Origin of the sequence: Actinoplanes philippinensis (assembly GCF_900113015.1) — a bacterium.
GTDB classification, from domain to species: domain Bacteria; phylum Actinomycetota; class Actinomycetes; order Mycobacteriales; family Micromonosporaceae; genus Actinoplanes; species Actinoplanes philippinensis.
The window spans coordinates 1-14,866 of record NZ_FONV01000036.1; the positions used below are offsets into that span (position 1 = coordinate 1).

At 70.0% G+C, this 14,866-nt stretch carries 15 protein-coding genes; 7 read left to right on the top strand and 8 right to left on the bottom strand.

The genetic code is table 11. The features are described 5' to 3' along the window. Positions 1–97: 97 nt before the first annotated feature. The 3 genes from BM290_RS45610 to BM290_RS45620 all read right to left on the bottom strand — a co-directional run bounded on the left by BM290_RS45610 (position 98) and on the right by BM290_RS45620 (position 3,991). Positions 98–1,291 carry a sensor histidine kinase gene (locus BM290_RS45610; protein ID WP_093622271.1) on the bottom strand — a complete coding sequence of 398 codons (1,194 nt, stop codon included), beginning with the start codon at positions 1,289–1,291 and terminating at the stop codon, positions 98–100. 76 nt (positions 1,292–1,367) lie between these two features. Further along, complete coding sequence (locus BM290_RS45615; RefSeq protein WP_093622272.1) at positions 1,368–2,954, bottom strand: sugar transferase; 1,587 nt, start codon at positions 2,952–2,954, stop codon at positions 1,368–1,370. Positions 2,955–3,130: 176 nt separating this feature from the next. Next, positions 3,131–3,991: an Fpg/Nei family DNA glycosylase gene (locus BM290_RS45620; protein WP_093622273.1), complete on the bottom strand. Its 861-nt coding sequence runs from the start codon at positions 3,989–3,991 to the stop codon at positions 3,131–3,133. 41 nt (positions 3,992–4,032) lie between these two features. Between BM290_RS45620 and BM290_RS45625 the strand changes: the two genes are divergently transcribed. Next, positions 4,033–5,214 (top strand): glycosyltransferase, encoded by a 1,182-nt coding sequence (locus BM290_RS45625; RefSeq protein WP_093622274.1) that lies wholly within the window; start codon positions 4,033–4,035, stop codon positions 5,212–5,214. A gap of 231 nt (positions 5,215–5,445) precedes the next feature. Here the strand turns inward: BM290_RS45625 and BM290_RS45630 are convergent, their stop codons facing one another. The 3 genes from BM290_RS45630 to BM290_RS45640 are packed head-to-tail and all read right to left on the bottom strand — an operon-like array spanning position 5,446 to position 7,998. After that, positions 5,446–6,237 (bottom strand): CDP-alcohol phosphatidyltransferase family protein, encoded by a 792-nt coding sequence (locus tag BM290_RS45630; protein WP_093622275.1) that lies wholly within the window; start codon positions 6,235–6,237, stop codon positions 5,446–5,448. Further along, positions 6,218–7,279, bottom strand: a complete 1,062-nt coding sequence (locus tag BM290_RS45635) for an iron-containing alcohol dehydrogenase family protein (protein ID WP_093622276.1) — start codon at positions 7,277–7,279, stop codon at positions 6,218–6,220. The genes BM290_RS45630 and BM290_RS45635 overlap by 20 nt, the downstream gene beginning before the upstream one ends. Next, on the bottom strand, positions 7,267–7,998 hold the full coding sequence (locus BM290_RS45640) for a phosphocholine cytidylyltransferase family protein (RefSeq protein ID WP_093622277.1): 732 nt from the start codon (positions 7,996–7,998) through the stop codon (positions 7,267–7,269). Before BM290_RS45640 ends, BM290_RS45635 begins: the two co-directional genes overlap by 13 nt. A gap of 122 nt (positions 7,999–8,120) precedes the next feature. Here BM290_RS45640 and BM290_RS45645 point away from each other — a divergent pair, with 122 nt between their 5' ends. The 3 genes from BM290_RS45645 (at position 8,121) to eccB (ending at position 11,763) form a co-directional block, all read left to right on the top strand. Continuing rightward, positions 8,121–9,215, top strand: a complete 1,095-nt coding sequence (locus BM290_RS45645) for an aminotransferase-like domain-containing protein (protein ID WP_093622278.1) — start codon at positions 8,121–8,123, stop codon at positions 9,213–9,215. Between the two features lie 83 nt (positions 9,216–9,298). Continuing rightward, positions 9,299–10,414, top strand: coding sequence for a magnesium and cobalt transport protein CorA (locus tag BM290_RS45650; RefSeq protein WP_093622279.1), 1,116 nt, complete (start codon positions 9,299–9,301; stop codon positions 10,412–10,414). A gap of 38 nt (positions 10,415–10,452) precedes the next feature. Continuing rightward, positions 10,453–11,763: a type VII secretion protein EccB gene (eccB, locus tag BM290_RS45655; RefSeq protein ID WP_093622280.1), complete on the top strand. Its 1,311-nt coding sequence runs from the start codon at positions 10,453–10,455 to the stop codon at positions 11,761–11,763. A 6-nt stretch (positions 11,764–11,769) separates the two neighbouring features. Here the strand turns inward: eccB and BM290_RS45660 are convergent, their stop codons facing one another. Further along, positions 11,770–12,312: a hypothetical protein gene (locus tag BM290_RS45660; RefSeq protein WP_093622281.1), complete on the bottom strand. Its 543-nt coding sequence runs from the start codon at positions 12,310–12,312 to the stop codon at positions 11,770–11,772. 168 nt (positions 12,313–12,480) lie between these two features. Here BM290_RS45660 and BM290_RS45665 point away from each other — a divergent pair, with 168 nt between their 5' ends. Then, positions 12,481–13,005, top strand: a complete 525-nt coding sequence (locus BM290_RS45665) for a peptidylprolyl isomerase (RefSeq protein WP_093622282.1) — start codon at positions 12,481–12,483, stop codon at positions 13,003–13,005. A 21-nt stretch (positions 13,006–13,026) separates the two neighbouring features. Then, positions 13,027–13,935, top strand: coding sequence for a rhomboid family intramembrane serine protease (locus BM290_RS45670; protein ID WP_093622283.1), 909 nt, complete (start codon positions 13,027–13,029; stop codon positions 13,933–13,935). Here BM290_RS45670 and BM290_RS45675 read toward each other — a convergent pair. Further along, a complete protein-coding gene (locus tag BM290_RS45675) occupies positions 13,928–14,323 on the bottom strand; it encodes a PH domain-containing protein (protein ID WP_093622284.1) in 396 nt (131 codons plus the stop codon). The two genes, BM290_RS45670 and BM290_RS45675, sit on opposite strands and share 8 nt — an antisense overlap. A 113-nt stretch (positions 14,324–14,436) precedes the next feature. On the opposite strand from BM290_RS45675, the gene BM290_RS45680 reads away from it, so the two are divergent. Next, positions 14,437–14,862 carry a hypothetical protein gene (locus tag BM290_RS45680; protein ID WP_307837992.1) on the top strand — a complete coding sequence of 142 codons (426 nt, stop codon included), beginning with the start codon at positions 14,437–14,439 and terminating at the stop codon, positions 14,860–14,862. The last annotated feature ends 4 nt before the right edge of the window (positions 14,863–14,866 follow it).

Consider the following 14,866-nt stretch of genomic DNA (forward strand, 5'->3'; position numbering starts at 1 on the left):
GCTGGACCACCGGCACCGCCTACGATCCCGCACAACACCGAGCCCTCCAACGACTCCTCAACCAAGATCAAACCGTGGCGGGTTGACACAGGGCTGCTCATGCCCGCACCTGTGGATGGAACTTCGGGACCCGCATGCTCACCTTCGTACCGGAACCGGGTGCGGTCTCCACCACCAGACCGTGGTGATCGCCGAAGACCGACCGCAGACGTTCGTCCACGTTCACCAGACCGACGTGCTGCCCGTCCTCGGAGTCCGACCCGTCCAGCGTGAACACCGCCGGATCCATGCCGACCCCGTCATCCTCGACCGTGATGTGGCACTCCGCCCCTGCGTCGCGCGCCTCGATGCTCACCATACCGACGCCCGGCTTGCGGGACAGTCCGTGCCGGACCGCATTTTCCACCAGCGGCTGCAGACACAGGAATGGCAGGCCCACCGGCAGCACCTCCGGCGCGATCTGCAGCCTGACCTGCAGCCGGTCACCGAACCGAGCCCGCTCGATGGTCAGATAACGGTCGATCGACCGCAACTCCTCGGCCAGTGTGGTGAACTCGCCGTGCGCCCGGAACGAGTAGCGGGTGAACTCGGCGAACTCCAGGATCAGCTCCCGGGCCCGCTCCGGATCGGTACGCACGAACGACGCGATCGCGGTCAGCGCGTTGTAGATGAAATGCGGGCTGATCTGCGCCCGCAGCGCCCGGACCTCGGCCCTGGCCAGCCGCTCCCGCGACGATTCCAGCTCGGCCACCGCCAGCTGCGACCCGGCCCATCGCGCCGCCTCCAGCGTCGCCTGCACCAGACCCGGGGCCGGTTGCCCGTCAGACACCGCGATCAGCACGGCCTTCGCCGCGCCACCGGGCCCGCCCAGCGGCGCGATCACCGCACCACGGGCCACACAGTCGACACGATCACAAACAAGATCAGACTCATTGAGTACGACCGAACGCTGCGCCCGGACAGTCCGGTGCGCCGCCGCGATCAGCTCCTGCTCATGGTGGGCGCCCCTGCCGTCGTACGCCAGGCATCTGTCCTCGTCGACGATCGCCAGGCCGACCGAACCGACAAGCGCCCGCAGATGCCGCACCGCTTTTCCGGCCGTCGCCGGCGTCAGCCCGGCGCGCAGCGGCTCGGCCGCCAGCACCGCCGTGTGCAGCACGTCGTAGGTGGCCCGCTGCATAGCCGTGGCGATCCCGCGCCGCGCCCGCAGCCGCAGCACCGCCACCACGGCCGCGGCCAGGGCCGCGAGCACGGCGACCACCGCCAATACGCTCCCGACCTGGCCGTTCACCCCGTGATATTGACGGGTTCACGTCTCCCAGTCCAGCCCCACCGATTCGCCGCGGAGCGAAGCGGAGCCAGCGAGTTCAGTAGGCGCCCTTACGTTTGAGGACCACGCCGATCGTGCGCCACAGGATGCTCAGGTCGTAGGTGAGCGACCAGTTGTCGACGTAGTAGAGGTCCAGCCGGACCGCCTCGTCCCAGGAGAGGTCGGAACGGCCGCTGACCTGCCACAGACCGGTCATGCCGGGGCGCACCAGCAGCCGCCGCCGGACGTCGCCCAGATAGTCGCCGTCGTCCGCGGGCAGCGGGCGCGGGCCGACCAGGGACATCTCGCCCTTCAGCACGTTGATCAGCTGGGGCAGCTCGTCCATCGACGTGGCCCGCAGTTTCGCGCCGAACGAGAAGATCCGCGGGTCGTGCTTCATCTTGAAGAGCATGCCGTCGGTCTCGTTGAGCTCGTCCAGCGTGGCCTTGCGCTCCTCGGCGTCCACATACATGGTCCGGAACTTCCACACCCGGAACGTGCGGCCGTCGTGGCCCACCCGGGTCTGCCGGAAGAACACCGGGCCCGGGTCGGACAGCCGGATGCCGAGCGCGATGAGCAGCAGGATCGGGCTGATCACCAGCAGGCCGAGACCCGCCGCGACCCGGTCCATCAGGTTCTTCACCAGCCAGCCGGGACCGGACAGGGTCGGCTCCTCGACGTGCAGGAGCGGCAGGCCCTCGATCGGCCGGATGTGCACCCGCGGACCGGCGATGTCGGTCAGCTGCGGCGCGACCACCAGGTCGACACCGGTGCCCTCCAGCTGCCAGGCCAGGCGGCGCAGCTCACCGGGCTCGGAGCTGGCCGACCCGCAGACCGCGATCGTGTCCGCACCGACCTCGCGGACCAGCGACAGCACGTCGCGCCCGGCGTAGACCGGGACCGGCGTCTCGATGCCGCGGGCGGCCGCGAAACCGTCGGTCAGGTGGATGGCGACCGGGATCAGGCCGGCGGCCGGGCTGCGGGTGACCGCCGTGTAGACCTCCAGCGCCTCCGGCAGGGTGCCGACCAGCACCATCCGGTGCGCGCCGTGACCGGTGTGCCGGCGGGCCAGATGCAGCACCTGACGGGCGATCGCGCGGCAGACCAGGATCAGGATCAGCGCGCTCACCGACACCGTGGCGACCGTGCCACGGGACAGGTCCGCCTTGGTGGCGAACGCGAGCAGCGAGACGGCCGCGACGACGGTGACCGAGGCCCGGACGACCCGCTTGAACTCCTCGCTGCCCAGGCCCAGATAGCGCCGGTCGTAGGAGCCGTTGGTCCAGAGAATGATCAGCCAGCCGAGCGGCAGGACGATGTAGGCGAAGAAGTTGAACAGCTCGGTGCCCTGCAGCGGACCCCAGGACTGGTTGAGGCCGGCGCGTGACTTCTCCAGGAAGGTGCTGGCGATCCAGCTGGCGCCGAGAGTGGAGAGCAGATCGAGCAGAACCAGCGCGAACGTGTAGGGGCGGTGCCAGCGCGACCGCCTGCGGCTCTGCCGGCCCCATGCGTTCCGCGGCACCCCGTTGCTCGGTGGCGGCTGCTCCTGCCACTCGAAGCTGTCGTACCGCACGGGTCTGCTCCGGCTGCTGTCGGTAGTTGGGCGATGCAGGCTAGTAGTCACTCCGCCTACGTCCTCCCGCATCCGGAAAAAGATTACGCACCGCCACGACCTTGGGATCATCGGCGGGTCCGCCGATACCCGTTCGCGTCAAGACGGTTGCCAGGGACCGGGCCACTATACCGATGGATCGGCCGGAGAGAAGGTGACGTGACGGCGGCAATCGCGATGTATACGTACTGTCATCATCCGGTAGCGGTTCACCGGACCAGCTTGGACAGCCGGCGGTCCGCCAGCGGTTTCCCTCCGGTTTGGCAGGTCGCACAGTACTGCAAGCTCTTGTCCGCGAACGACACCTCACGCACCGTGTCGCCGCAGACCGGGCAGGGCAGGCCGGTCCGGGCGTGCACCCGCATACCGGCGCGTTTCTCGGCCTTGAGCTCGGCCGCTTTCTGCCCCACCGACCGCTCCACCGCGTCGGTCTCGATCGCGCGCATCGCCTGGTACAGCGTGGTGATCTGCTCGTCGGTCAGTTTTCCGGTCAGTGCGAAAGGGGACAGTTTCGCCGCATGCAGGATCTCGTCGGAGTACGCGTTGCCGATCCCGGCGAGCACCTCCTGATCGACGAGCACCCCTTTGATCTGTCCTTTTCGCCCCCGGATGCGCGTGGCGAACTCTTCCGCGGACACCGCCAGCGCGTCCGGCCCGAGCCGGGCCACCCCCGGCACCTCCGACGGATCCCGCACCACATAGGCGGCGAGTGACTTCTGCGTACCGGCTTCGGTCAGATCGAACCCGGACCCGTCGTCCAGCCGCACCCGGATCGCGATCGGGCCGGAGCCCGGCTTCAGCGGGGCCGGCGACTTGAACGACTCCCGGTAGTGCAGCCAGCCCGCCCGGGCCAGGTGCACGACCAGGTGCAGCTCGTCGCCGATGCCGACATCGAGGAACTTGCCGTGCCGGCCGGCGCCCGTGACGGCCATCCCGGCCAGCGCCGACGGCTGCGGATCATAGGTCTTCAGCGCGCTGAAGGAGGCGACTTCGAAGCGTTCCACGGCACGGCCGACCGCACGCTCACGCAGATAGGCCGCGAGCGCCTCGACCTCAGGGAGTTCGGGCACCTCCTCACGGTAGCGTCTCGCCTCCCTCTAGGCTCCGCCCCATGAAGGTGGTGGTGGCGCACAACCGGTACCGCGAGGCGATCCCCTCCGGCGAGAACGTGATCGTCGACACGGAGATCGGCCAGTTGCGGGAGGCCGGCGTCGAGGTGGTCCCGTTCCAGCGCAGCTCCGACTCGATCGACGCGATGTCGGCGGCGCGCAAGGCGTTGCTGCCGATCTCCCCGGTCTACGGCGCCGCCGCCCAGCGTGAGCTCGCCACGGTGCTGCGTGCCGAACGCCCGGACGTGGTGCACCTGCACAACCCGTACCCCCTGCTCTCGCCCTGGGTGATCCGCACCGCGCACGCCCATGGCGTCCCGGTGGTCCAGACCGTCCACAACTACCGGCAGGTGTGCTCGTCCGGGCTGTACTTCCGGGACGGCCACAACTGCCACGACTGCCGGGGCAAGCTGCTCGGCGTGCCGGCGATCCGGAACCGGTGCTACCGCGGCTCCGCCGCACAGAGCGCCATCATGGCGACCACACTGGCCGTGCACCGGCCCACCTGGCGTTCGGTGGACCGCTACATCGCGCTCACCGACAAGATCGCGGCGCACCTCGTCGACTACGGCATCCCCGCCGACCGGATCGTGATCAAGCCGAACGGCCTGCCCGACCCCGGCACACCCGCTCCGCTCGGTGACGGGTTCCTCTACGGCGCCCGGCTCTCCCCGGAGAAAGGGCTCGGTCTGCTCCTCGACGCCTGGCGCCGGCACCCCGACGGCAGCCTCGGGCCCCTGCGCATCGCCGGTGACGGTGAGTTACGTCCCCTCGCCGAGGCGGCCGCCGCGGAACGCTCCGACGTCACCTATCTCGGGCCGCTCGATCGGGCCGGCATGACGGCGGCCCGGCAGGCGTCGGCGGTGGTCATCGCCGTTCCGACCTGGGAGGACGTCCTGCCCACGGTGATCCTGGAAGCCATGTCGTCGGGGCGGGCCGTGCTCGGCACCGCGGTCGGCGGCATCCCCTACCTGGTCGGCACCGGTTCCGCAGCAGCGGGCTGGCTGGCCGAGCCCGATCCGGCCGCGCTGGCGGCGGCCCTGCCGCTGGCCCGGGCGGGCGCCGCCTCGGCGGCCGTCGCCGCCCGAGCCCGCTACCAGGACCACTTCCACCCGGACGTTCTCACCCCACGCCTGATCTCCATCTACGCGGAGATGTCCAGCAGCCTCCCGGCCGGCCGCTGACCCCGGCCGGTCCGCGGAGCTGTCCCACAGCGCTCGCGGAAAGCCCCGGAAGCCAGCCGGTTCGGATCTTGGGCGGCCGGTTGCCCGGGCTGTCGCACGGCGTTCCTGACCGCCCCACGGCCGGCCGGGGCCTGGTGGCCGGGCCTGGAGCGGTCGCACGGCGTTTCTGACCGCCCCACGGCCGGCCGGGATCTGGTGGCCGGGCGTGGGGCTGGTCGGAGAGGGCGAAGGCTAGGAACCCTTGAGGGAGGCCCGGCCGGCGAAGGCGATCGAGGCGGCCAGGAAACCGCCGTTGATCAGGGTGAAGAGGGCCACGAACCAGACCGCCCACTGCGGGGCCACGGTCAGCACCAGGCCGGCCACGGCGATCACCGCGCCGTAGTCGCGGACCAGCTTCGCGGCACGGACCGGGAAGGACGTGCTGGTCACCATGCTGGCGGCCTGGGCGCCGGACTGCATCACCGAGGTGACCAGGTTGACCATCCAGGTGGCGGCGAAGGCGGCCAGCAACCAGGCGGGGGTGGCCGGTTCCTGGGCTTTCGCGGTCGCGGCCAGGGCTGCCACCAGGGACGACTGCACCGCCACGTCACAGAGCACGTCGAGGCGGCCACCGGCGGGGCTGGTCTGGCCGGTGACCCGGGCCAGCTGGCCGTCGGAGCAGTCGAAGGCGTAGGCGAGCTGCCAGCCGACCAGGGCGAGCAAACCGATCGGGGCGGCCCACAGCGACCGCTCGGCGACCGGGCCCGCGGTGGCGATCACGATGAACGACGCCAGGCAGCCCAGGCCGAGGTTGAGGATCGTCAGGACGGTCGGTGACAGGTGACGCTTGTGCGCGGCGACCGCGATCCGCGCCCCGATCCGCTGGCTGATGCCCTCGCTGAACAGGCCACCACCGCGGTTGACCGCGTAGTAGTCGGCGGCCGTCGGCGTACCCCGGAAGGGTGGGGAGGTCGAGGGCGGCGCCGCGGGGCCGCCCTCGGTGAGAGGACGGCCGGCGCCGTGGTCAGAGGGTCGCGATGACATCGTTGTATTCGGCCAGCTTCTGCCGGGTCTGCTCCGGCGTCATGGCGAGGTGTTCCAGGATGGTGTAACGATCCGGGCGGGTCCGTGGTGCGAACTCGATGACCCGCACGAACTGGTCGGCGTCGAGGCCGACGTCCGACGGCGTACGCGGAAGCTGGTGCCGGGCCAGGCAGTCGGACATCTGCTTGAGCCGCCGCTCGTCCCCGCGCAGGAACGTGCAGAACAGCGCGCCCAGACCGGCCAGCTCGCCGTGCGACGCGGTGCCCGGGAAGAGCGAGTCGGTGGCGTGCATGATCTCGTGGCAGCCGCCGCTGCACGGGATGCTGGTGCCGGCCACCGCCATCGCCAGGCCACTGGAGATCAGCGCCTCGGCAAGGGTGGTGACGAACGCGTCGTCGGTCATGTCGCCGGGCATCGAGAGGACCGCCTCGGCGCCCATCCGGGACAGTGACGCGGCGAGACCGTCGACGGACTCCCCGCGCATCTCCCGGCCCAGCTCCCAGTCGGCGAGGGCGCTGATGTTGCTGACCACGTCCCCGATGCCGGCGCGGTTGACCCGGTCCGGGCCGCTCTCGACGAAGTCCAGGTCGACGACGACACCGAACGGGATGTGCACCCCGTACGACCCTTTGATGCCGTCGTTGATCAGGCTGGCCACCGGGGAGGCGATGCCGTCGTTGGCGAGGCTCGTCGCGACCGAGACCATCGGCAGGCCCCAGCGGCTCGCCGCGTATTTCGCCGTGTCGACGGTCTTGCCGCCGCCGATGCCGACCACCGCGTCGTAGTGGCCGCTGCGCAGTTTCGCGGAGAGCTCCAGTGCGGCGTCCAGCGTGCCGCCGGTGGTGACGAAGACGTCAGCGGACTTGAGCGAGGGGCGGAGCAGATCGACGATCTGCTCGCCGAGCCCGGGGCCGACCACGACGGCCACGTCCCCGCCGGACGAGATGCGCCCGTCCTGCAGGATCTTGCCGAGGTCGGCGACCGCGCCCCGCCGCACCTCGATGTGCAGCGGGGTCTGGACGCTACGGGCTAGTAGCGGCATGCGATGTCCCGGGCCTTCGCCAGGTCCTCGTGGTTGTCGACCTCCACCCAGGAGACCTCGCCGATCTCGGCGGCCCGCACCTCGTTGCCGCGGTCGGCGTAGAGCTGGAAGCCGTCCTCGTAGAACTGGTTGGGGTCCTTCTCGAAGGTCGCCTTGAGCGCGTCGGCCAGCTTGCCGGCAGCGGACGCCTCGATGATGTTGGCGCCGATGTACTCGCCGTACGCCGCGGCCGGGTCCATCAGCTTCGTGATTTTGGTGAGCTGGCCATCTTCATTGAAGACAGTCTTCATCTCCTCGTCAGCCAGCTTCTTAACAGTGTCCACAGCGAGGAGGATGCTCGGCCCGCGCTGGGCGAGCAGGGTGTGCTCCACGCTGACCGGGTGGACGGTGTCGCCGTTCACCATGAGCGCGCCCTGGGCGAAGTGGTCCCGGGCGAGCCAGAGGGAGTAGGCGTTGTTCCACTCCTCGGCCTTGTCGTTGTGAACCAGGGAGATCTTCACGCCGTACTTCTGCTCGAAGCCCTCGACGCGCTCCTCCACCGCGCCGGCGCAGTAGCCGACGACGATGGTCACCTCGGACAGGCCCGCGGCCGCGAGGTTACGGAGCGAGATGTCCATGATCGTGGTCTCCCCGTCCACGGGGACCAGCGCCTTCGGGAGCGTGTCCGTGTACGGGCGCAGCCTGCGCCCGGCGCCGGCAGCGAGTACCAATCCGATCATGGGGTGGTTCCTTCCACTTCACGTGAGGGGTGCCCAGCGAGGATAACGGCATGTGTCCCATCCGTAGGACTCGCGAGGGGCACACGGAAAATGGTATAGACCCGGCTTCTAAGCTGTCGGGTATGACCGCTGAGCAGCTGATCTCCTTCGCCCGTGGCGCTCCGTCGCTGGACATCGTCGACGTGGAGGGCCTGAAGGCCGCCGCCGCCCGGGCCTTCGACGCCGACCCGGCCGGTGTCACCGCGTACGGCACCTCCGTCGGCTACCTCCCGCTGCGGAAGTGGATCGCCGACAAGCACAACGTCTCGCCCGACCAGGTCATCGTGACGAACGGCTCGCTGCAGGCCGACGCCTTCCTCTTCGGGCACCTGGTCAAGCCCGGTGACGACGTGGTCGTGGAGAAGCCGACCTACGACCGGACACTGCTCAACCTGCAGAACCTGGGCGCCAAGGTGCACCAGGTCACCGTGCAGCCGGACGGCATCGACACCGAGGAGCTGCGCGCGCTGCTCGAGTCGGGGGTGCGGCCGAAGCTGGCGCACATCATCCCGAATTACCAGAACCCGGCGGGTGTGACGCTCTCCGACGAGAAGCGGCGCGCGCTGCTGGCCCTGGCCGAGCAGTACGAGTTCATCATCTTCGAGGACGACCCGTACGTGGACATCCGGTTCCGCGGCGAGGCCCTGCCCTCGATGCTGTCGCTGGACACCAACAGCCTGGTCGTGCACGCCTCCAGCTTCACCAAGACGGTCTGCCCCGGCGTCCGCGTCGGTTACCTGGTCGGCCCGGCCGCGCTGATCGACGCGATCGCGAAGAAGGCCACCAACCTCTACATCTCCCCGGGCATGGTCTCCGAGGCGATCGTGCACCAGTTCTGTGTGTCCGGTGACATCGAGAAGTCGGTGCAGACGGTCAGCGCCGCGCTGGGCGAGCGGGCCCGGGTGCTGGCCGAGTCGATCCGCAAGCACATCCCCGGCGCGACCTTCACCGAGCCGGACGGCGGCTACTTCCTCTGGGTCGACCTGCCGTCGGACGTCGACGTGGACAAGCTGTTCCCGGCCGCGATGAAGAAGGGGGTCGCGGTCGTCAAGGGCAGCGACTTCCTGCTGGAGGGCGGCCACAGCTCGCTGCGCCTCGCCTACTCCGCGGTCACCGTCGACCAGATCGACGAGGGCGTGCGTCGTCTCGCCGAGGCGATCGAAGAGGTACGAGGCTGACGTGTCCCCGCGTCGGGTGGGCTCGTGTTCGCCCGGCGCGGGTACCCTCGGGTGGTTTGTCGTCGCACCGGGGGAGGTCGAGCATGACGGAGCGTTCGTGGACCCGGGGCCGGCCCCTGGGCAAGATGTGGGCCGACCGGATGCGGGGCCTGCTCAACAACGGTGACAATCCCCACCAGGCGGGTTTCGACGCGGCCGGTGCCAGCTCCGTGGTCGACTGCGGCGTCTACGTGGACGGCAAGCGCCTGCCCGGTGACTTCAGCCCGGATCAGGCGCTCGCCGAGGCGAGCGGCCGGGAGGGCGGTTTCGTCTGGCTCGGCCTGCACCAGCCGGGCGCGGCCGAGATGACCGCGATCGCGCAGGTGTACGGGCTGCACGAGCTGGCCGTGGAGGACGCGGTCAAGGCCGAGCAGCGGCCGAAGCTGGAGCAGTTCAACGACGTGCACTTCCTGGTGCTGCGGACCGCGCGGTATGTGCCGCACCAGGAGCTGACCGAGAGCTCCCAGGTGGTCGAGACCGGCCAGATGATGATCTTCATCGGGGAGCGGTTCGTCATCACGGTCCGGCACGGCGACGCGTCGGAGATGGCACCGGTCCGGGCCGACCTGGAGAAGCAGCGGGCCGCGCTGCTGCAGCAGGGCCCGTGGGCGGTGGCCTACGCGGTGACCGACCGGGTGGTCGATCACTATCTCGAGGTGGCCGACGACTTCGAGGCCGACCTCGACATCATCGAGGAGGGCGTCTTCTCGCGGGACCGGATCGCCCCGATACAGCAGGTCTACCAGCTCAAGCGGGAGCTCGTGGAGTTCCGCCGGGCGGTCGTCCCGCTGCAGCGGCCGCTCGCGTCGATCACGTCGAGCCAGGGCGTGGTGCCGAAGGAGATCCGGCGCTACTTCCGGGACGTGCAGGACCACCTGACCCGTACGGTCGAGCAGGTCTCCTCCTATGACGACCTGCTCAACTCGATCCTGCAGGCCCGGCTCGCGCAGGTGACCGTCGACCAGAACAACGACATGCGCAAGATCGCGTCCTGGGCGGCCATCGCCACGGTGTGGACCGCGTTCGCCGGCGTCTACGGCATGAACTTCGACTACATGCCGGAGACCCACTGGAAGTACGGCTACCCCGGCCTCATCGCCCTGTTGTCCCTGGCCACGGTCGTGCTGTACAGAGCCTTCCGGCGTAACGGCTGGCTCTGACCCCCACGCGACAGGGGGTGGGCGGCTAGAGTGCCGGGGTGCCGTCGCGTCAGGATGAGCTGCACTCGTATCAGTACTCGGTGCAGCGTGTGGTTGCGGCGCTGGTCTCGCACGACCCGGATCCACACCGGTCGCCGCTGCGCCGGGCCGGCGTCACGGCTCTGGTCGGCCTGCTCGTCGCTGCCCTCACCGTCGGCGGCTTCGCGGTCTACGGCCTTTTCACCGGGCACAGCATGGCCGAGGCGGACGACCCGACAGCGGTCCTGGTCGAGAAGGACAGCGGTGCACGCTACGTCTACCTGAAATCGGACGGCAAGCTGCACCCGGTGCTCAACTACACGTCCGGGCTGCTGCTGACCGAGGGTGACACGCCGTCGCTGAAGACCGTGCCGGCCGGGAAACTGGCCGAGATCCCGCTCGGCGCCACCCTCGGCATCCCGGACGCGCCGGACGCGCTGCCGGCCTCCGGGAGCCTGCTCGGCGGGGCCTGGTCGGTGTGCACCGACACCGCGTCGGGCCGGGCTCGCAGCACTCTCGTGGTCGGGGCGGCGCCCGGCGGCGGCGCGCCGGCCGGTGGGCTGCTGGTGCGGGACGCGAGTGGGCGTACCCATCTGATCAACGACGGCAAGCGGCACCTGCTGCCCGCCGCCCGGGTGGACGCCATCGAGCGCGCCTTCGGGTGGTACGGCACCCGCCCCTGGCTCGTCGCGACCTCCTGGGTCGACGCCGTCCCGGCCGGCCCCGATCTGGCCGCGCCGGTCCTGCCGGGCGGGCGGAAGAACTCGGTGATCCCCGGTCGCCGGGTCGGTCAGGTCCTGACGAGTGACGGTAAGACCTATGCCGTGGTGCTCGCCGACGGGATCGCCGCGCTCACCGAGATGCAGGCGAAACTGATGGCCACCACGCCGGTCACGGTGGCTCCCGAGGTGTTCCTGAAGCTGCCGCCGTCGGACACCCCGATCCTCGGCGCCGAAGGGCTGCCGGCCACGGTCCCGAAACTGGCGGACGCTCCGGCCGGCGCCTGCGTGACGATGCCCGGCGCGGCGATCAGGGTCGACCCCACGATCCCGGCGGGTACGGCCCCGTCCGGCAAGGCGCGGGTCGATCTGGTGCACGTGCCCCGTGGCAAGGGCGCGCTGGTGGAGGCGACCGCCTCACCGGACGCCCCGGAGGGCAGCGGGACGGTCAGCCTGATCACCGACGCGGGGTTGTACTACCCGCTGGCCAGCCGTGACCTGCTGAGCCGTCTCGGCTACGGGAGTGTGCGTCCGGCCCGTATCCCGGCGCAGCTGGTCGCGTACCTGCCCGCCGGGCCGGCCCTGGATCCAGTCCGGGCCGGCCGGCGATAGAGCGGACTACCGGGGTTCCTGCTTGCTCTTGCTCTGCTCGGTGACGGTGCCGTTCGCGGTGGTGTAGGCGGTCGGCTCCACCGGCTCGAACGCGGCGTCGTCGGCGCCGGTCCGGGACGACGTGGCGGGCTCGTACTCATCCCACTGCGCCTCACGGCGACGCCGGGCGACATACGCGGCGCCCACGCCGACGGCGGTGCCGACGAGCGCCCACCCGGCGAGCCGGCCGGCCCGGCTCTTCTTGCGCCCGACCGCCTTCTCCGCCTTCTTCTGCAGCTTGCGGGCCTGCTTGCGCTCGGCCTTCAGCTCCTTGCGGGTCGCCTTGCGGGTCGTCTTACCGACCTGCCGGACGTTGTCCGACGCGGCGGTCAGCGCGGCGAGCGCGCTGTCCCAGCTCTGCGAAGCGGCGTCCCGGGCGGCGCTGGCGGCCGGCTGGACCCGCTCCCTGGCGGCGTTGATCTTGGGTGCGACGGTCGCGCTGGTCTCGGATGCCGCGATCGAGGCCGCGCGCTTGAAGTGGTCGACGCTCTGCCCGAGCTCGTTGCGCATCCGCGCTTTCCGGCTCCGACGGCGAATCGTTGCGAACACCAGTGCCCACCTCCTGTGGTTTTCTTCCAGCCATGTTGCCCTGTCGGGTACCCCCGCGCGGCCGGATCCCCGACATGGGGGAGGATCCGAATTGCACGAGAACAGCCCATCACGATGACGGGAGTACCCGTGGCCGAGAACCTTTACGCCACCCTGCACACCAATCACGGTGTGATCCGCCTGCAGCTCTTCCCGGACCATGCTCCGGCGACCGTGCGCAACTTCGTCGAGCTCGCCGAGGGCACGAAGGAGTACAAGGACCCCCGGACCAACCAGCCGGGCAAGGGGCCGTACTACGACGGCACCATCTCGCACCGGGTCATCGCCGGCTTCATGATCCAGCTGGGCGACCCGACCGGCACCGGCCGCGGCGGCCCGGGCTACCAGTTCGGCGACGAGTTCCACCCGGAGCTCTTCTTCGACCGGCCGTACCTGCTGGCGATGGCGAACGCCGGGCCCGGCACCAACGGCTCGCAGTTCTTCATCACGGTCGCGCCGACCCCGCACCTGAACCGTCGGCACACCATCTTCGGCCAGGTCGCGGACGAGCAGTCGGCCAAGGTCGTCGACTCGATCGCGAACACGCCGACCGGCCCGGGCGACCGCCCGCGCGAGGACGTCGTCATCGAGCGAGTGGTGATCGAGCGCTCCTGAGCCTCAAGGTACCTTTGTGCCATGAATGAGGCGCCGTCGACGGCTCCGGTCTGTTACCGGCACCCGTCGGTGGAGACGCAGCTGGCCTGCACCCGCTGCGAGCGTCCGATCTGCGTCAAATGCCGGGTCGATGCCGCGGTCGGTTTCCAATGCCCGGAGTGCGTCAAACAAGGCAACAAGGGTGTACGGCCGGCGCGCACCGCTTTCGGCGGGAGTCGCGCCGGCCAGCTCGGCTACGCCTGTCAGGCGATCATCGGGGTCAACGTGCTGTTCCTGATCGTCTCGGCGATCTTCGGCGGCGTCCCGGCGATCGTGGGCGGCGGCGGCTGGTTCGGTCTGCTCGGCAGCCCCACCCCGGTCACCGATTGGGGCTCGGTCTTCGGTTACGCCTACTACCAGGACGGCGTGCTGCACGGTGTCGCCGCCGGGGAGTGGTATCGCCTCGTCACCGCGATGTTCATCAACTACGGCGCGGTGCACCTGCTGCTCAACATGTCGCTGGTCGCCACTCTCGGGCGCTATCTGGAGCGGCAGCTCGGCCCGCTGCGTTTCCTGGCGCTCTATCTGATCGCCGGGTTCGGCGGCAATGTCGCGGCCTATGTCTTCCAGCCGCAGAACGTGAATTCGGCCGGCGCCTCCACCGCCACCTACGGCCTGGTCATCGCGGTCATCGTGCTCAACCGGCGGCTGTCGCTCGACGCCGGGCCGGTGATCCCGTTGCTGGTCACCAACATCATCTTCACGTTCAGCGTGCCGGGCATCTCCATCGCCGGCCACCTCGGCGGTCTCGTGGCGGGCGCGGCGGCCGCGGCGGCGCTGGCCTACCCGGGGCTGCCACGGCGCGGGCTGAAACAGGGCCTCGGCTGTGCGCTGATCGTGGCGGTCATCGTGGCGGCGGCGGTGGCCCGCACGATTTATCTGCTCAGCTGACCGGGCGCAGGTCGGCCAGCTGAGCGGCCACCTCCTCGGGCATCGCGTTGAGCTGCGGGCCGCTGAGCACGTAGACGGCATCACCGGCGTCGATCTCCAGCACCTCGCTGCGGCGGGCGCGCTCCACCCGTACCGCCTCGATCTGAGACCACGGGAGATGGCGGCGCCGCGCGAATCCGGTGAGGACGGTGAGGCCCGCGTCGTCCGCCGTGAGGCGGACCGGATGGAGCACGTCGCGTGCCGCCCAGACCACGATGGCCGCCGCGACGACACCCGCGAGCAGCCAGCGGGACAGGTCGTCGGGGGCGAAACCGGCGACCAGGATCGGCAGCGCGGCCGCGGTGATCAGTTTCGCCACCGGAAGCGCCGGTTTCACTCGCCACTGCATCCCATCACTATCGCAGAATGGCGAACACCACTGTCGGAGCGCTGTTGTAATCGGATATTCAGCGGATTCGCCCGACTCTTCCGCTATTCATACTCCGTTAACACAGCATGGACGTGTTCTTGAGTACGTTCCACCCCGCGGCCGAGGCAGCCGCGGCGCTGCCGGCGGCGAACCGGCACCTGCCGATCTTCCGCAGATGCGTCGACTCCGACGATCCCGCCGTTCTGGTGACCCGCTGCGTACGCCCCGGCGCCCCGCTCTCCGGCGACTGGCTCCTGCTGCTGACCGGCCGCCGACTGGTCGTCACCCAGGACACCCGGCCGCTGCACCGGCTGCGCCTGCACCTCAACGCGAACCTGCGCCACCTGAGCAACGTGACCTGGCGTCTCGACCTGGCCCGGCCGGGCATCGAGCTGGCCGTCACCGCGATCGACGGGGTGCGTGAGCGGTTCCGGATGCGGCTGGGCGACTCGGACACCGTGTGGTGGGCCGAGTCGCTCCTGCGCGAGAGCTTCACCGCGAAGCCCGTCTGCGTCTGATCAG